The organism is Lutibacter sp. (assembly GCF_016342705.1).
In the GTDB taxonomy this organism is placed as follows: domain Bacteria; phylum Bacteroidota; class Bacteroidia; order Flavobacteriales; family Flavobacteriaceae; genus Lutibacter.
Window position 1 is genome coordinate 62,652 of the sequence record NZ_JAEINV010000007.1, and the last position, 17,436, is coordinate 80,087.

Annotated in this window: 11 protein-coding genes; 6 read left to right on the forward strand and 5 right to left on the reverse strand. The window is 29.3% G+C overall.

Annotated features, from left to right (window positions below; all coding sequences use genetic code 11):
* Positions 1 to 43 precede the first annotated feature (43 nt).
* Both JEY78_RS08280 and JEY78_RS08285 read left to right on the forward strand, forming a co-directional pair.
* A complete protein-coding gene (locus tag JEY78_RS08280) occupies positions 44 to 826 on the forward strand; it encodes a polysaccharide biosynthesis/export family protein (RefSeq protein WP_291849418.1) in 783 nt (260 codons plus the stop codon).
* An 8-nt stretch (positions 827 to 834) separates the two neighbouring features.
* Positions 835 to 3,282: a tyrosine-protein kinase family protein gene (locus tag JEY78_RS08285; RefSeq protein ID WP_291849421.1), complete on the forward strand. Its 2,448-nt coding sequence runs from the start codon at positions 835 to 837 to the stop codon at positions 3,280 to 3,282.
* Positions 3,283 to 3,285: 3 nt separating this feature from the next.
* Here JEY78_RS08285 and hutI read toward each other — a convergent pair whose 3' ends face one another.
* Complete coding sequence (gene hutI / locus JEY78_RS08290) at positions 3,286 to 4,524, reverse strand: imidazolonepropionase (RefSeq protein ID WP_291849425.1); 1,239 nt, start codon at positions 4,522 to 4,524, stop codon at positions 3,286 to 3,288.
* A gap of 152 nt (positions 4,525 to 4,676) precedes the next feature.
* On the opposite strand from hutI, the gene pta reads away from it, so the two are divergent.
* Both pta and JEY78_RS08300 read left to right on the forward strand, forming a co-directional pair.
* On the forward strand, positions 4,677 to 6,770 hold the full coding sequence (gene pta / locus JEY78_RS08295; RefSeq protein ID WP_291849428.1) for a phosphate acetyltransferase: 2,094 nt from the start codon (positions 4,677 to 4,679) through the stop codon (positions 6,768 to 6,770).
* Entirely contained in the window at positions 6,770 to 7,954 is a 1,185-nt protein-coding gene (locus tag JEY78_RS08300) for an acetate/propionate family kinase (RefSeq protein WP_291849431.1), read from the forward strand. The genes pta and JEY78_RS08300 overlap by 1 nt, the downstream gene beginning before the upstream one ends.
* Before the next feature lie 72 nt (positions 7,955 to 8,026).
* On the opposite strand, the gene fumC is transcribed toward JEY78_RS08300, so the two are convergent.
* Entirely contained in the window at positions 8,027 to 9,424 is a 1,398-nt protein-coding gene (fumC, locus tag JEY78_RS08305) for a class II fumarate hydratase (RefSeq protein ID WP_291849434.1), read from the reverse strand.
* A gap of 236 nt (positions 9,425 to 9,660) precedes the next feature.
* On the opposite strand from fumC, the gene JEY78_RS08310 reads away from it, so the two are divergent.
* Both JEY78_RS08310 and JEY78_RS08315 read left to right on the forward strand, forming a co-directional pair.
* Positions 9,661 to 11,268: a fumarate hydratase gene (locus tag JEY78_RS08310; RefSeq protein WP_291849437.1), complete on the forward strand. Its 1,608-nt coding sequence runs from the start codon at positions 9,661 to 9,663 to the stop codon at positions 11,266 to 11,268.
* Positions 11,269 to 11,622: 354 nt separating this feature from the next.
* Positions 11,623 to 11,796: a hypothetical protein gene (locus JEY78_RS08315; RefSeq protein ID WP_291849440.1), complete on the forward strand. Its 174-nt coding sequence runs from the start codon at positions 11,623 to 11,625 to the stop codon at positions 11,794 to 11,796.
* Positions 11,797 to 11,847: 51 nt separating this feature from the next.
* Here JEY78_RS08315 and JEY78_RS08320 read toward each other — a convergent pair whose 3' ends face one another.
* The 3 genes from JEY78_RS08320 to JEY78_RS08330 form a co-directional block, all read right to left on the reverse strand.
* Complete coding sequence (locus JEY78_RS08320) at positions 11,848 to 14,316, reverse strand: TonB-dependent receptor (protein WP_291849443.1); 2,469 nt, start codon at positions 14,314 to 14,316, stop codon at positions 11,848 to 11,850.
* Positions 14,317 to 14,536: 220 nt separating this feature from the next.
* Entirely contained in the window at positions 14,537 to 14,875 is a 339-nt protein-coding gene (gene arsC, locus JEY78_RS08325) for an arsenate reductase (glutaredoxin) (RefSeq protein WP_291849445.1), read from the reverse strand.
* A gap of 39 nt (positions 14,876 to 14,914) precedes the next feature.
* Positions 14,915 to 17,305 carry an outer membrane beta-barrel protein gene (locus JEY78_RS08330; RefSeq protein ID WP_291849448.1) on the reverse strand — a complete coding sequence of 797 codons (2,391 nt, stop codon included), beginning with the start codon at positions 17,303 to 17,305 and terminating at the stop codon, positions 14,915 to 14,917.
* Positions 17,306 to 17,436 lie beyond the last annotated feature (131 nt).

Below are 17,436 nucleotides of genomic sequence, written 5' to 3' on the forward strand. Positions count from 1 at the left end.
TAAGCGATTTAAAATTATATTTGCCTTACCCACATTTAATTTTATGAGAAAAATATTTTTATACCTTATTTTTATTGCAATTTGTTCATCTTGTGTTTCTACAAAACAAATGACCTATTTTCAAGGAGAGCCTGTTAGTAAATCGGATATTTATAAATTGAATAATGAGCCTTATCGTTTGCAAGTAAATGACATTTTATATATTGATATTAAAGCTGAAAACCCTGAAATAGTCTCGTTATTTAAAAGTGGTGGAAGCAATGGAAGTGGAGTTTCTTCAAGTAGCGGAGGTTTGTACTTTAGTGGGTATACAATTGATAGACACGGAAATATTAGAATTCCATATATTGGAGATTTAAATGTGTTGGGTTATACGGAAAAGGAGGTAAGAGAAAAAATTGAAGTTGAATTGGGTAAGTTTTTAAAAAATCCCGAACTAGTTTTTGTAACTGTTAAGTTAGCTGGAATTAGATTTGTGGTTACTGGTGAAGTTGGTTCACCTGGAACTATTAATTTAATGCAAAATCAAGTAACCATTATTGATGCTATTGCCAATGCAGGAGAAATTTCTGAATTGGGAAATAAGCAAGAAGTTACAGTGATTAGAAAATCTTTAGATGGCGTTAAAAAATACCAATTAGATTTTACTAAAATTGAAGTTTTTGAATCTGAAAATTTTTACGTACAACCAAATGATATTATTTATGTAGCTCCTTTAAGACAAAAATCGTGGGGAACAGGAACAACAGGTTTACAAACTTTTTCTACTGCAGTAACAATTTTATCATTTTTGGTAAGTTCTGTATTATTAGTTAAAAATATATAATAGTTGCAATGAATAATAAATTCAAATTTGTTGAAAACCAAGGAGATCATATTTCAGATATTAAAGATTATTTATTCAGAATTTTATCTAATTGGAAATGGTTTTTAGTTACAATTCCGGTAGCACTTGCAATTGCGTATTATTTTAATATTTCTGCTGAAAAAATTTATGGATTAACAAACACTATTGAAGTTAAAGAAAAAAGTAATCCATTATTTTCATCAGGAACAAATATAGCTTTCAATTGGGGAGGAGTAAGTGATAAAGTAGAATCTATAAGGAAAGCGTTAACTTCAAGATCTCATAATGAAAGTGTTGTTGAGGAATTAGAATTTTATATAGATTATTTAAAAGAAGGGCGATTTAGACAAGAGGATGTTTATGGAATGACTCCTTTTAAAATTATATTACAACCAAATCAATTTCAGCTGTTAAATACGCCTATAAAAATTGATTTTATAGATGAAAAAACGGTTAATTTATCAGTAGTTTTTGAAAGTGGAAAAACATATAAATTAATTAATTATAAAGATCAATCTACTAAAAAATTTAAATCAGAGACTTCAAATTTTTCTCAAACATTTTCTGCGGATGAATATATAAATTTACCCTTTTTAAAAGGTCAAATTAGTATAGAATCTATTACTAATGATTTTAAAGGAAAAACCTATTACATTCAATTAAATACAATAAACCAAGTTACGGGCAAATACCAAAATGTACGAGCAAAAGGTTTGGCAGGAACTTCATTAATTGAACTTTCATTAACGGGAACAAATAAAAATAGACTGGTTGATTATTTAAACAAAACTGTTGAAGTTTTAGCAAGGGTTGAATTGGAGCAAAAAACAAATTATGCTAGAAGTACCAAAGAATTTATTGACGCGCAGTTTAAAAACACATCTGATAGTTTAAAATTAATTGAAACTAATATTGAAGAGTTTAAACAAAAAAATTCAATTTATAATTTATCGGCTGAAGGTGGAGAAATTTTCTCGCAAACTACTGGGTTAGATAAAATGCAAGAGCGACTTTCAGATAGAATTGTTTATTTTAATAATTTAGAAAATTATATAAAAACGCACACAAACTATTCAAAAATTCCTGCTCCAGCTATTATAAATATTGAAGATGGTTCAATTTCTGAAATGGTTGGAAATTTAACGGACTTATCAATAAAAAATGAAAAACTTTCTAAAGAAGTAACGGCAAATCACCCTTCATTAATATTAGCAAATCAGCAAATTGAAACCGCTAGAAATGTTTTGTTGGAAAATATATCATCACTTAAAGATGCCACAAAAATTAGTTTAAACAATAGTTTAAAAAGGCTGAATTCTTATACTTATGAGTTAAATAAGTTACCAAATAAAGAACAAAAATTATTAAATTTTCAAAGAAAATACAGTTTAACAGAATCTAACTTTGTGTTTTTAATGCAAAAAAGATATGAAGCAGATATTGCTATTGCAGCAAGTGTTTCAGATATTACAATGTTAGATTCAGCAAAAGATACCGGGCAAGGATTTATTTTACCGCGTGTGTCATTTAATTATATGATAGCGTTATTATTGGGAATTATTTTACCATTATTTGTAATAATAGCTAAAGAAATCCTGGATAGTAGAATTCATACAGCAGAAGATATTGAACGTGTTTCGCCTATTCCAATTTTAGGTATTGTAGGGAAAAATACTGCAAAAAATAATTTAGCTGTATTTTTAAAACCAAAATCTACTGTTGCGGAATCATTTAGAGCATTAAGATCAAATATTCAATTTTTATTTGTTAGAAAATCAAGAGACACCTCTAAAACTGTGATTGTTACCTCATCAGTAAGTGGTGAAGGAAAAACATTTATTTCTATTAATATGGCTACGGTTTTTGCTTTGGGAGGAAAGAAAACCATATTAGTTGGATTGGATTTAAGGAAACCAAAAATATTTGGAGATTTTGATTTAACAAATGATAAAGGAGTTGTTAATTATTTAATTGAAGAAGAAAATATTGAAGGAATTATTCAGCGTACAACTATTCCAAATTTAGATGTTATTACATCTGGGCCTATACCTCCAAACCCTTCAGAATTATTAATAAGCTCAGCAACTGAAGAATTAATCAGTTATTTAAAAGAGCATTACGATTATATAATATTAGATACACCACCAATTGGTTTAGTGAGTGATGCCATTGAATTGCTTAAATATGCAGATTCTACAATTTATGTGGTGAGACAAGGATATTCTCAAAAGGGAATGTTACGTATGATTAATGAAAAATACAAAAAAGAAGAAATATCAAATATCAGCATTGTTTTAAATGATTTTAAAATTAAAACAAAATATGGATATGGTTACGGATATGGCTACGGATATGGTGGTTATGGCAATTACTCGAATGGATATCATGAAAATGATAAAAATTCTTTTTTCAGTAAAATTTTCAAGAAAAAATAAGAGTTAAATTTCAATACCTTCAATAAAAACTTTTTCAATTTGGTGATTTCCAAATGAATATGGAATAAAATTATAGCTAGGTATTTTTTTAGTAACTATAAAATTAGCTTTTTTACCTCTACAAATACTTCCGTGAGTTTTTTCTAAACCCATAGCGTAGGCGCCGTTTATAGTGGCTGCATTTATAGCTTCTTCAGGAGTCATTTTCATTTTAACACATGCAGTTGAAACAACAAAATTCATATTTCCAGATGGCGTAGAACCTGGATTATAATCAGTTGCAAGAGCTAAAGGTAATCCTGCATCTATCATTTTTCTTGCCGGAGTATATGGAATACTTAAAAAATAGGAGCAAGAAGGCAATGCAACCGGCATTGTAATGGTATTTTTCAGACATTCAATATCTTCTTCTCTCATTTCCTCTAAATGATCTACAGAAAGTGCGTTGTATTTAACGCCAGCTTGGACTCCTCCAATTGCATTAAATTGATTTACATGAATTTTTGGTTGTAACCCATAAACTTTTCCCGCTTCTAATAATTGATTTGTATCTTCAACAGAAAAGTAACCTGTTTCACAAAATATATCAATAAATTCGGCTAAATTTTCTTTCGCAACTTGTGGTAAAATAGTATCTATTACATCTTTTAAATAATCACTTTTTCTATTTTTATATTCATTTGGCAAAGCGTGAGCTCCTAAAAAGGTAGCTTTTATTGCTATAGGATAATTTTCCTTTAATTTTTTTATAACGTTTAGCATTTTTAATTCAGCTTCTTTTGTTAAGCCATAGCCAGATTTTATTTCAACAGCACCAGTTCCCAAATGCATTATTTCTTCCAAACGCAGGGCAGATTGTGAGTATAAATCTTCTTCACTAGTTTTTTGTAAAAGTTTTGCAGAATTTAAAATACCACCACCCTTATTTGCAATTTGTTCATAGGTAAGTCCATTAATTCTATCTACAAATTCTTGAGATCTGTTACCTGCATAAACAATATGTGTATGACTGTCACACCAAGTTGGCAAAATTAATTTATCTGTAACATCAAAAATTTTATCAAAATAAATATTATTAGGAAAACTTTCCATGAAACCAAAATCAGAAATAATATCATTTTCAATAATTAAAAAAGCGTTCTTTATCGTTGGAAGATTATTCATTTCTTTTCCTGAGACGTATTTTTTTGGTGAATCTTCAATTTGAATTAACTCTTTTATATTAATAAATGCATTTTTCATATTTTGAACTAAAATTTAATTCAAATATACTATTATTTTATAGAGTATTTAATGAAGATTTTTTTTGAAAACGTGACAAATGTCACAAAAATTAATTTAAAATAAAGTGGTAAACCAGTTCATATGGAGTATCTTTGCAAAAAATTATTAGAATGAATAAAGCTATATATATAGCAACAAGTGAGGCCAATAGTGGTAAGTCAATTGTTGCTTTAGGACTCATGAGAATGCTGTTAGGGAAAACTGCAAAAGTTGGGTATTTTAGGCCAATAATTGATGGTCATAAAGGAGGTAAAAAGGATAATCATATTAATACAATAATATCTCATTTTGAGTTAGATATGAATCCAAGTGAAGCTTTTGCTTTTACACGTGCTGAATTTATAAGTAAGAGAAACCAAGGAAAAGAAAGTGAAATATTTGACACCATTATTGAAAAATACAAAGCAATAGAGGAAAAGAATGATTTTGTATTGGTTGAAGGAAGTGATTTTTCTGGTGAAGGAACTGCTATTGAATTAGATGCAAATATTTTGGTGGCTAAAAATTTAGGTATTCCTGCAATAATAGTTTCAAGTGGAGTTGGAAAAACATTGGATGAATTTATAAATGGTTTACACTTGGCCTATGATTCTTTTAGAGAAAAAGAAGTGAAAGTTTTGGCAGTAATTGCCAATAAAGTTCAGGAAAAAAATATTGAAATTGTAAGAGAAGGTGTTGAGAAAAATTTACCTAAGGATGTTTCTGTAAATGTAATTCCATTAATTCCGTCATTACAAAACCCAACAATTAAAGAAATTGCAAAAGCCATTGATGCAAAAGTATTGTTTGGAAAAGAGTTTATAAATAATCAAACTACAACGTTTAAAGTTGGAGCAATGCAGTTAAGAAATTATTTAACGCATTTAGAACAAGATTGTTTAATTATAACACCTGGCGATAGAGCCGATATTATTTTAGGAGCGTTGCAAGCAAATATATCTAGCAATTATCCGTCTATTTCAGGAATTGTGCTAACTGGTGGAATTTTACCAGAAGAACCAATAGTTAAACTAATAGAAGGATTACAACAAATTGTTCCAATATTAACTGTAAATGGTGGAACTTTTGATGTTGCAAATAAAATAGGCGCCGTTCGCTCTCATATGTATGCGGAAAATAAAGAGAAAATAATTACATCGTTAAATATTTTCGATAAATATTGTGATGCTGAGAAATTAACAGAAAAATTTGTAACATTTAAAAATAATGGGATTACTCCTAAAATGTTTCAATATAATTTGTTGAAAAGAGCAAAAACAGCAAGAAAACATATAGTATTACCTGAGGGAAATGATGATAGAATTATTGCTGCTGCAGTTCGTTTAATTCAAATGGATATTGTTGATTTAACTATTTTAGGTGATAAAAATAAAATTGAAGAAACTGTACTTAGATTAGGGTTGAAAATGGATTTTGAGAAAGTTTCAATTATTAATCCGCTAGATTCTGAATATTATAATGATTTTGTAAATACTTTATTTGAACTAAGAAAAAACAAAGGAGTTACAAAAGAAATTGCAGAAGATTTATTGAGTGATGTTTCTTATTTTGGAACAATGATGGTATATAAAGGCTTGGCAGACGGAATGGTTTCTGGAGCAGCACATACTACTCAACATACAATTAAACCAGCACTACAATTTGTAAAAACCAAACCAGGTGTTTCAGTTGTTTCATCGGTTTTCTTTATGTGTTTAGATGATAGAGTATCTGTTTTTGGAGATTGTGCAATTAATCCAAATCCTACTGCAGAACAGTTAGCTGAAATTGCAATTTCTTCAGCAGAATCAAGTATTAACTTTGGAATTGAACCAAAAATAGCAATGCTTTCATACTCTTCAGGAGCTTCAGGTAAAGGTGAAGATGTAGATATTGTAAGAAGAGCTACTGAAATAGTAAAAGAAAAACGACCAGATTTAAAAATTGAAGGACCAATTCAATATGATGCTGCGGTAGATCCTGCAGTTGGTAAAAGTAAAATGCCAAACTCAGAAGTTGCAGGGCAAGCAAATGTGTTAATTTTCCCTGATTTAAATACAGGAAACAACACCTATAAAGCTGTGCAAAGAGAAACAGGAGCATTAGCAATTGGCCCAATGTTACAAGGTTTAAACAAACCAGTGAACGATTTAAGTAGAGGTTGTACAATTGACGATATTTTTAATACAGTAATATTAACTGCAATACAAGCACAAGGTTTATAATGAAAATTTTAATAATTAATTCAGGTAGTTCTTCCATTAAATATCAACTATTTAAAATGCCTCAAGAAGAAGTAATTTGTTCAGGATTAGTAGAAAGAATTGGATTGGCAAATCCAGAAATTCACTACAAATCAAATAATCATTCTATTGATAAAATTTGTGAAATTCCAAATCATGAAATTGGTTTAGGAAAAGTAGTGAAATTTTTATTAGATGAAGAAGTAGGTGTCATAAAATCTACTTCTGAAATAATAGCTGTTGGACATAGAGTAGTGCATGGTGGTGCTGCTTTTTCTAATACAGTAGTTATTGATGAAAAAGTAAAGGATATAATAAAAGAATTATTTCCATTAGCTCCTTTACATAACCCAGCAAATTATGAAGGAATTATAGTAGCAGAAACCATGTTTCCTTCGGCAACACAAATAGCTGTTTTTGATACTGCTTTTCATCAAACTATGCCAACAAAAGCATATAAATATGCAATTCCTAATAAATTCCTAAACGTAAATAAAATTCGTAGATATGGTTTTCATGGTACAAGTCACAAATTTGTAACTGAAAAGGCAATTGAACATTTAGGTGCAAAAAGCTCAAAAATAATCACAATTCATTTAGGAAATGGATGCAGTATGACAGCTGTAAAAGATGGAAAAAGTGTTGATACTTCATTAGGTTTTGGTCCAAATGAAGGCTTAATTATGGGAAGTAGAAGTGGAGATGTAGATCAAGCAATTATATTTCATTTAGTGAATAATTTAGATTATAGCATTGATGAAGTGAACAATATATTACTTAGAGATAGCGGTATGACAGGTTTAACCGGTCACAGCGATTTAAGAGACATTGAAAAACTTGCAGCGCAAGGAAATGAAGACTGTAAGTTAGCTTTAGATATGAGTGCTTATAGAATTAAACAATACATAGGTAAGTATGTAGCCGTTTTAAATGGGTTAGATGCTATTATATTTACTGCTGGAGTTGGTGAAAATTCTATAGTACTTAGAAAATTGATTTGTGAGGAAATGGAATTTTTTGGAATTGAAATTGATGAAGAAAAAAACAACGTTAAAGCAAGAAAATTAACTGAAATTCATTCAGAAAAATCAAAAGTAAAAATTGTTGTAATTCCAACCAATGAAGAGTTAGAAATTGCAAAACAATCTTTTCAATTATTAAATTAATTACAAAGATTTTATATAAAAAAAAGCGTTGAAGAAATTCAGCGCTTTTTTATTTTATCAATATAATAATTCTTATTTCAAAGAACCAATCATATCTTCAGGTTTTACCCATTCATCATATTGTTCTGGAGTTAAATACCCTAAACGAACGGCTTCTTCCTTTAATGTTGTTCCATTTTTATGTGCAGTAGTTGCAATTTCTGCAGCTTTGTAATACCCAATTTTTGGGTTTAAAGCAGTAACTAACATTAAAGAATTATTTACTAATTCAGAAATACGAGAATGATTTGGTTCAATGCCAATGGCACAGTTTTCATTAAAACTAGCACAGGCATCTCCAATTAAACGAGCCGATTGTAAAAAGTTAACCGCCATAACAGGTTTAAAAACATTTAATTCATAATGACCTTGAGATCCTCCAAAAGTAATGGTAACATCGTTACCAATAACTTGTGCACAAACCATTGTTAATGCTTCAGACTGAGTAGGATTTACTTTTCCTGGCATAATTGAACTTCCTGGCTCGTTAGCTGGAATTATTAATTCACCAATTCCTGAACGTGGGCCAGAAGCCATCATTCTAATATCGTTGGCGATTTTATTTAAAGAAACTGCTAATTGTTTTAATGCGCCATGGCTTTCAACAATAGCATCATGTGATGCTAATGCTTCAAATTTATTTTCTGCAGAAATAAAAGGAAGTCCAGTAAATTCAGCAATTTTTTGAGCAACTAAAACGTCATATCCTTTTGGAGTATTTAATCCTGTACCAACGGCTGTTCCTCCTAAAGCTAACTCAGCTAAATGAGGTAACGTATTTTTTAACGCTTTTATACCATGATTTAATTGAGAAACATAACCAGAGAATTCTTGTCCTAATGTTAAAGGAGTTGCATCCATAAGGTGTGTTCTACCAATTTTAACAACAGCTGCAAATTCTATGGATTTGGACAGTAAAGTATCTCTTAATTTTTCAACACCAGGAATTGTTATTTCTGCAATCATTTTATAACATGCAATATGCATTCCAGTAGGAAAAGTATCATTACTAGATTGTGATTTGTTCACATCATCATTTGCTTGAATTACCTGTTCGCCTTCACCAATCACATTCCCTGAAATTTCCTGTGCTCTGTTTGCAATAACTTCATTCACATTCATATTACTTTGAGTGCCAGAACCTGTTTGCCAAATTACCAATGGGAATTGATCATCTAATTTTCCTGCTAAAATTTCATCACAAACATCTGAAATTAAATCTCTTTTTTTTGAAGAAAGTACGCCTAAATCACAATTTGCGTGTGCTGCTGCTTTTTTAAGGTAGGCAAAACCGTAAACAATTTCCAAAGGCATGGATCCAGAAGGGCCAATTCTAAAGTTGTTTTTAGATCTTTCTGTTTGAGCTCCCCAATAGTTAGCACCAGGAACTTTAACTTCCCCCATGGTGTCTTTTTCAATTCTGTATTTCATAAGATTGTATTTAACATTTTAATAGAGGTGTTTTGAGTTTTTATTTAAATATAAGCATTAATTATATAATTTTTTTATTTGGAATAGAATCAATCAAAAATTACTTTTTAAAATTATTGCATTCATTCAATTTTGAAATTAAAGAGGATAAATAAATCTCATTTCTATCAACTATTTTCTACATCCATTGTATATTTGTAGGAGTTAAAAATTGAATTACAATAAAATTATATAAAATGTCTGAATTTAAATACCAAAAGCCATTTCCTATAAAAAAGGATACAACAAAATATCGTTTGTTAACTAAAGATCACGTATCTGTAGTTGATTTTGATGGAAGAAAAATTTTAAAAGTTGCACCTGAAGGACTTGAGTTACTATCACAAGAAGCCTATCACGATGTGTCTTTCTATTTACGTGCAACTCACTTAAAAAAGTTAGAAACTATTTTAAAAGATCCAGAAGCTACAGATAACGATCGTTTTGTTGCATATACCATGTTATTAAACCAAATGGTAACAGCTGAAGGAGAATTACCAACTTGCCAAGATACTGGTACCGCAATTTGTGTGGGTAAAAAAGGGGAAGATGTTTATACTGGTGTTGAAGATGCTGAGTACATTTCAAAAGGAGTGTACAATACTTTCCAAACGGATAATCTTCGTTTTTCGCAAATTGTTCCGTTAACGATGTTAGAAGAGAAAAACTCAGGAAATAACCTTCCTGCTCAAATTGATATTTATAGCGCAACAGGAAATACATACGAATTTTTATTTATCACAAAAGGTGGTGGATCAGCAAACAAAACATACTTGTATCAAATGACCAAGTCTTTGTTAACGGAAGAAAATCTAACCAATTTTGTGAAGAAGCATATTATGGATTTAGGAACTTCTGCTTGTCCTCCGTACCATTTAGCATTTGTAATTGGTGGAACTTCAGCTGAAGCAAATTTAGCAACTGTAAAAAAGGCGTCAGCTGGTTATTTAGATCATTTACCAACTGAAGGAAACGATGGCGGTCAGGCTTTTCGTGATCTTGTATGGGAAGAAAAAATCACAAAAATTTGTCAAGAAAGTGGAGTAGGAGCGCAATTTGGCGGAAAATATTTTGTACATGATGTTCGTGTTATTCGTTTACCTCGTCACGCTGCATCTTGTCCAGTAGGAATGGGTGTTAGTTGCAGTGCCGACCGTAATGTAAAAGGTAAAATCACAGAAGAAGGAATTTTCTTAGAACAATTAGAAAAAAATCCGTCACAATTTTTACCAAAAGAAGCGCCACACTTAAAGGATGCAGTTGAGTTAGATTTAGATCAACCAATGGATAAAATACGTGCCGAGCTTTCAAAATATCCTATAAAAACACGTTTCAGTTTAAGAGGAACATTAATTGTTGCTCGAGATATGGCACACGCAAGAATTAGTGAAATGTTAGCGAATGGTGAAGAAATGCCTCAGTACTTTAAAGATCATCCAGTGTATTATGCAGGACCTGCAAAAACACCAAAAGGAATGGCTTCTGGAAGTTTTGGACCTACAACAGCAGGGCGAATGGATCCTTACGTAAATGAATTCCAAAAAGCTGGAGGTAGTATGGTAATGGTTGCGAAAGGAAACCGATCTCAACAAGTAACTGATGCTTGTAAGGCAAATGGAGGTTTTTATCTTGGCTCAATTGGAGGGCCAGCGGCAATTTTAGCGAAAAACAGTATAAAATCTGTTGAAGTAGTTGATTTCCCAGAATTAGGAATGGAAGCGGTTCGTAAGATTAGAATTGAAGATTTTCCAGCATTTTTATTAGTTGATGATAAAGGGAATGATTTTTTCGCAGAATTTAAATAGTAAATAGAAATCAAAATATATTAATTAAAGACACCATATTTTTTTGGTGTCTTTTTTTGTTTAAAAAGGGATTATGATAAAGAATAAAATTTTCAATGAGAGTTTTTACAAATGAATAGTTAATTTTCTTTCATTCAATTTATTTAGTTATACAAACCCAATGATCGTAGTTTTAGTTTACCTATTTTAAGGAAATTATTTTTTTAAATAGAAGTAAAAATTGAACAAGAAGGGTAGTTGCGTTTTTTTATTGAAATATGATATGAGAAATATCATAAAAAAATAAAAAGTAGTTATGATTAATTAAAAATAAATACTAATTTTGTTAAAAATTAAAAAAACCTTATACAAATTATGGATTTATCTCAGTTTTCAGGATTCTTAGTATTTTTAGCAATTTTCACCATGGGATTTTGGTTAATGATTTTTTTATTAACATTTGTGATTCCTTATTGGTTAGTGGGTTATTTTAGAGAAGCTTGGAAATTTAGAAAAGAAGATAAAGCGAAAGCAACAGCAAAAAAATAATTTTGAAATTATATATAAAAAAAGGGACAATTTAATTGTCCCTTTTTTATTTTATGCTTTAAACATTTCTTCTTCTCCACCACCTTCAAATCCTTTTGATCTTTCTCTCTTTTTATTTTGATTGAATCTATAGGTAAAGTTCAACAAAATTTGTCTAGATCTCCATTGAAATTCACTTTTACTAATGGTATTATCTGTATAACTACTTGAATTTCTTTTTCTTGAATTAAGGAGGTCGCTTACGTTTAATGAAAGCGTTCCTTTTTCATTTAAAATATCTTTACTAAACGCTAAGTTTACAGAAACTATTCCTTCTCTTTTTGAAAATGCTCCTTCTGATGGTCCCATATACATTCCGCTTGTTTGCCAATCTATTTTTCCAGGTAAGGTAATTCTAGATTCTAATCTAGTAAACCAGCTAATATCATCTTTATTATAACTTATAGCGTTGTAAGTTCCTTCGGTAGCTGATTTAAAAAAGTTAAAACTATTGGTTAGTTTCCACCATTTTAATGGATTGTAATTTGTAGTAAATTCAAAGCCATATCTATCTTGAGAACTTAAATTAATAGGTGTTCTAATAATTACTAAAGTTTGCTCATTATCAACATCTCTTAAACTTTCGGTTTCTACCCACTCAATGTTGTTTATTGTGTGCTGATAATATACAGATGAGTTTAAGGTAATTTTATTCCATTTTTTTAAATACCCAAAATCAAAAGAGTTTGTATATGTTGGGTCTAAATAAATATTTCCTTTTCTAATATATGTTTTACTAGTTCTTGTTTCAAAAGGATTTAGGTAAAAACTACGCGGCCTACTTAATCTTCTACTATAGCCTAACGTTATATTTTCAGAATCACTAAATTCTAAGCCCAAATTAACGGTTGGAAATAATTCGGTGAAATTTTCAGTAAAACTGTCATTTGTTTGAATTAGTTTTATTGTCCTATCCGTATTTTCTAATCTTAAACCTAATAAATAAGAAAATTTATTAATTTTTTGCCCGTATTGTGAGTAAGCAGCGAATACATTCTGTTGAAAATCTAATGTGTTTGAAAAGTCTAGATTATTAGTGTATACATTATTTTCATATTCTTCTAATAAATAATCGGTTACCTGGTTGTTTAAATCAGCATTCACACCAAATTCAAATTGTGTATTTTCATTTATTGGAAGAACATAATCTGCTTTAACCAAAACATCTTCAGATTCTTCGTTTGTAAAACTTCTTTCTAAAGTGTTTTCATCAACAATTCCAAAATTATCTTCTTCATAAATGTTACTTTTATTGTCTTCATTACTTTTACCATATCTAAAATCGAATGTTAATTTATGACCATCTTTTTTAAAGTCTTTGGTTAAGTTTAAGGTGTATTCTAATGTTTTATCTTTTTCAGTATCATCTTCCAATCTATAATTTTCAACCAATAAATTGTTTAATATATTATACTCTTTTCTTGTATTTGTTGATGAATCATCTCCATCTGAAGTTCTATATAAAACAGTTCCAGTTAATGAAGTTTTGTCATTAATATAATATTCCAAACCGAATTGAGAATTAAAACGGTTGTTATTTCTGTTATATTTAGTATTTTCATTTACATATTTTGGGGCATCATCTATAGGGTTTTTATAGGTTACATCGGTGTTAGATTTCCCAGGTGAATTATTATAGTTATAACCGAAATTTGTAAAATAATTAACTTTGTTTGTTCTGTAATTTAAGTTTGCAGAAGCTCCAAAATAATCAGGATTTCCAGCAGTTGCAGTAAAGGAGCTGTTAAAACCTTGCGCTTTTCCTTTACGTAAAATAATATTTAAAATTCCAGCAGTTCCTTCAGCATCATAACGTGCCGATGGACTAGTAATTACTTCTACTTTTTCTATAGCATCTGCGGGAAGTTGGCGCAACGCGTCTGTACCACTTAAACCAACTAAACCAGATGGTTTTCCGTTGATTAAAATCCGTACGTTTTCATTTCCACGTAAACTTACGTTTCCTTCTACATCTACAGAAACTGATGGAACATTATCTAAAACATCAGATGCAGTTCCACCTTTTACGGTCATATCTTTACCTACGTTGTATATTTTTTTGTCCAATCTAATTTCAACAGTACTTTTTTCGGCAATTATTTCAACTTCATTTAAAGATTCTGCATTTATTTCTAATAAAATAGTTCCTAAATTTAAATCTTGTTTTATTTCTCTATTTTTAAAAGTTTTGGTTTTAAAAGAAATAAATTCAATAGAAATATCATAAGAGCCTTTAGAAACTTGGATTTCAAATTTTCCATTTTGGTCTGTTATTCCACCTGTAATTGCTTTACCATTTAAAGGAGTTAAAATAATAGTTGCGTATTCTAATTCTTGTTTTGTCTCAGCATCTAAAACTATTCCCGAAACTGAATATTGTTGAATTGCTGTATTTTTAGCTTGAGGACTTTTATTTCCAGAATTTTGGGCAATACCAATAAAGGAAATAAAGCAAAAAGTTAAAAGGATGAATTTTTTCATTGATTTTTAAGTTATAGTTTATGGTACAAATATACTTTATGTGTTAGTACTTATATGTTAACGAGTGTTAATGATATCAAACAGCTTTTTAAGTAAATATGTTATAAATTAAAATTTTTAATAGGTTGATATTAAATTAGATATGTGAATAAATAACAAAAATCATCAAGAATGCTTGATGATTTTTGTTATTTATTATTGTTAAAAAAAAACTAAAATTTTAAAGTAAAGTTTTTATAATTTCAGGCGGACGCCCAATTACTGCTTTTCCGTTATTTATAACGATAGGTCTTTCTATTAATTTTGGATTTTCAGCCATTGCATTTATAATTTCAGTATCAGAAAGTGTTTTTCCTTTGAAGTTTGCTTTCCAAATTGCTTCATTTTTTCGAACTAAATCTATAGGTTTAATACCTAATAATTTAATAATTTCTGTTAGCTCTTGCTCCGTAATAGGATTTTGTAAATATTGAATTGTTTCAAATTTTATTTTTGAAGCTTCTAAAATAGCCAAACCTTCTCGGCTTTTACTACAACGTGGATTGTGATAAATTTTCATGGAGTTATTTTTTTGCAAAGGTACAGCTAAAATAAAAATTTAGTAATTAGGTTTTGTCTCTTTTTTATCAAAGTCTATTTTTCTATCTTTTTTAGTTTGGTTAAATCTGTAGGTAAACGATAAAATAATAGTGCTGTATTTGTTTTCAATGATACTATTTGAAAAATAATTGGTATCAAACCTATCTCTATTTGTAGTTTTAGATTTAAATAAATCATCAACACTTAAGCTAATGGAGGCATCTTTATTAAATATATCTTTATTTATAGCTGCACTTGCGTAAGTGTAAGCTTTCCTATTAAAATATAATGCATTAGATGCTAATTGATGCTTGGCATTAATTTGAAAATCAAAAATATTTGGAATTTTAACTTGTGTAAGTAAACCAACAGCACCAATTAAATTTTTATGATTGTAGTTTTTAGTAATAGTTTGGTTAGCGTCATTTACAGTTTCAAAAATACCTGATTGGTCAAAGTTTACCAATAAAATATTTCCATTAAAATTAAGGTAATTATTAACTTTATAAGTTGCAGTTAAATTTAAACCGTAATAATCAACTTTACCTACATTATATGGTTTTGTAATTAATTTGTTGATGCCGTTTATTTGTTCACCGGTTTCATAGGTTACATTTTCCCACCAACTTTTATATCGATTAAAAAATAGGTTGGGTGAAACACTTATTTTTTCACCTGAAAAGTTGTAATAAAAACTTGCCATATATATATCAACAGGATTAATCTTTTCGTTTCCAATATAGGAAGATGTTTCACTAATTTTTTCTTCATATGGTTGTAAAACTTCTGGTGCAATTCTTTGAATTCCTGTTCTATAACTTACACCAATACTGTTGGCATCGTTAATGGTATAATCAATAGAACCAGAAGGAAATAAGTTGTTTTGGTTTTTATGTTGGATAACATTTAAACTCAAATAATCAATAGATGATTCTTGAAATTCACCACGTAAACCTGCCGTAAAATAAAATTTATTGGCTTCGTATTCAAAATCAATAAAAGTACTATGTATATTTTCAGAATAATCTAAATCATTATGTATAGCTGTTCCTTTGTAGATAAAAGGAATTTTACCAAACTCACCTTCATAACCAATAGTGTATAAAAAAGAGTCTCCAATTGGATTTATATAGCTAATATCAAAGATTGTATTTTCAAGCGCATTTTTTTGTTCATAAATTTCATCAGTAAAATTGGAGTTTGAATTGTTTATGGCATTGTTTTCTGTTTCAGTATCTTTCATAAAACTAAAACTAGCGGTTAATTCCCTACCTTCTTTTTTAAAATCATGCTCAAAATTAACAATAAATTCCATAATTTCATTTGGGAACTCACTAGTATAATTTCTCTTATTACTGGCGGTTACTTGTTGGTTAGCGTTTAAAAATTCTGAATCTGTTATGCTAAAACTGTTTTTATTTAAATTTGAATAATTTAAAGTTGTAGTAAGTGTTGTTTTTTTTGTTAAATAATAATCGGCGCCAATAGTTGTAACAAATCCTTTATTTTTACTACTAAACTCACTTTTTTCATTTAAAAAAGCACTGGTAACTCCATTATTAAAATATTCATTTTTTGATGTTGAAGTTAAAATTGGGTTGCTGCTATAGTAAGAAGTATTGGTGAAAAAATTCACGTATTTAGATTTGTGATTTAACGTTAATAAACCTCCATAATAATCTTTAAATCCTCCAGAAACAGTTATTGAAGCATTTAGTCCTTCATCTTTTCCTTTTTTTAGAATAATATTAATAATCCCTGTAGCAGTTGCTTTATATTTTGCACCTGGGTTTGTAAGCACTTCAACTTTTTCAATAGAACCTGCAGGTAGTGCTTTTAAAGCTTCTGCTTTTGTCATACTTGAAGTTCGTCCGTTAATCATAACAGTTACATCACTTTGGCCTCTTAAAGTAACAGCACCATCAGAATCTACGTTTACAGAAGGAATGTTGTTTAATATTTGAGTAGCGGTACTTCCAGCAGCAGATAAATCTCTATCAACATTAAATACCATCTTATTTGATTTAAAATCGATAGCTTTTTTTTCTGAAATCACTTCAATTTCATTTAAAAACTCTGTATCCAATTCTAAAAATATAACACCAACATTAAGGTCTCTTGAAATGGTTGAAATATTCAGTTGTTTAGATTTATAGGATAGAAATTCAACTGTAGCATAATAATTTCCTTCTTTTACATCAATGGTAAAATTCCCTTTTGAATTAGTAATTGCTCCACATTTTATTTGTATAGAATCACTATCTTTAAAAATGATGGTGGCATATTCAAGAGGTTTTTTTGTTTCAGCATCTAAAACTTTACCTGAAATAGTATAAATTGGTGATATGCTCTTTTGACTAAAAAGAAATATAGGAGTTATTAAGATAAGCAGTAAAATTACTTTTCTCATAATTTACAAGTTATTTAATTCACAACAATTTTTGGTATCATTAAAATAATGATAAATTAATCTTTATTCGCGATAAAAATACAAAATATTGTTAATAAACAACGCTTTATGTGTTAAAAAATACTGTTTAT

Excerpts from the sequence above, each read along its gene's own strand:
- JEY78_RS08320 (WP_291849443.1), bottom strand. The coding sequence starts at position 14,316 with ATGAAAAAATTCATCCTTTTAACTTTTTGCTTTATTTCCTTTATTGGT.
- pta (WP_291849428.1), top strand. The coding sequence starts at position 4,677 with ATGAATAAAGCTATATATATAGCAACAAGTGAGGCCAATAGTGGTAAG.
- JEY78_RS08315 (WP_291849440.1), top strand. The coding sequence starts at position 11,623 with ATGGATTTATCTCAGTTTTCAGGATTCTTAGTATTTTTAGCAATTTTC.
- fumC (WP_291849434.1), bottom strand. The coding sequence starts at position 9,424 with ATGAAATACAGAATTGAAAAAGACACCATGGGGGAAGTTAAAGTTCCT.
- hutI (WP_291849425.1), bottom strand. The coding sequence starts at position 4,524 with ATGAAAAATGCATTTATTAATATAAAAGAGTTAATTCAAATTGAAGAT.
- arsC (WP_291849445.1), bottom strand. The coding sequence starts at position 14,875 with ATGAAAATTTATCACAATCCACGTTGTAGTAAAAGCCGAGAAGGTTTG.
- JEY78_RS08280 (WP_291849418.1), top strand. The coding sequence starts at position 44 with ATGAGAAAAATATTTTTATACCTTATTTTTATTGCAATTTGTTCATCT.
- JEY78_RS08300 (WP_291849431.1), top strand. The coding sequence starts at position 6,770 with ATGAAAATTTTAATAATTAATTCAGGTAGTTCTTCCATTAAATATCAA.
- JEY78_RS08285 (WP_291849421.1), top strand. The coding sequence starts at position 835 with ATGAATAATAAATTCAAATTTGTTGAAAACCAAGGAGATCATATTTCA.
- JEY78_RS08330 (WP_291849448.1), bottom strand. The coding sequence starts at position 17,305 with ATGAGAAAAGTAATTTTACTGCTTATCTTAATAACTCCTATATTTCTT.
- JEY78_RS08310 (WP_291849437.1), top strand. The coding sequence starts at position 9,661 with ATGTCTGAATTTAAATACCAAAAGCCATTTCCTATAAAAAAGGATACA.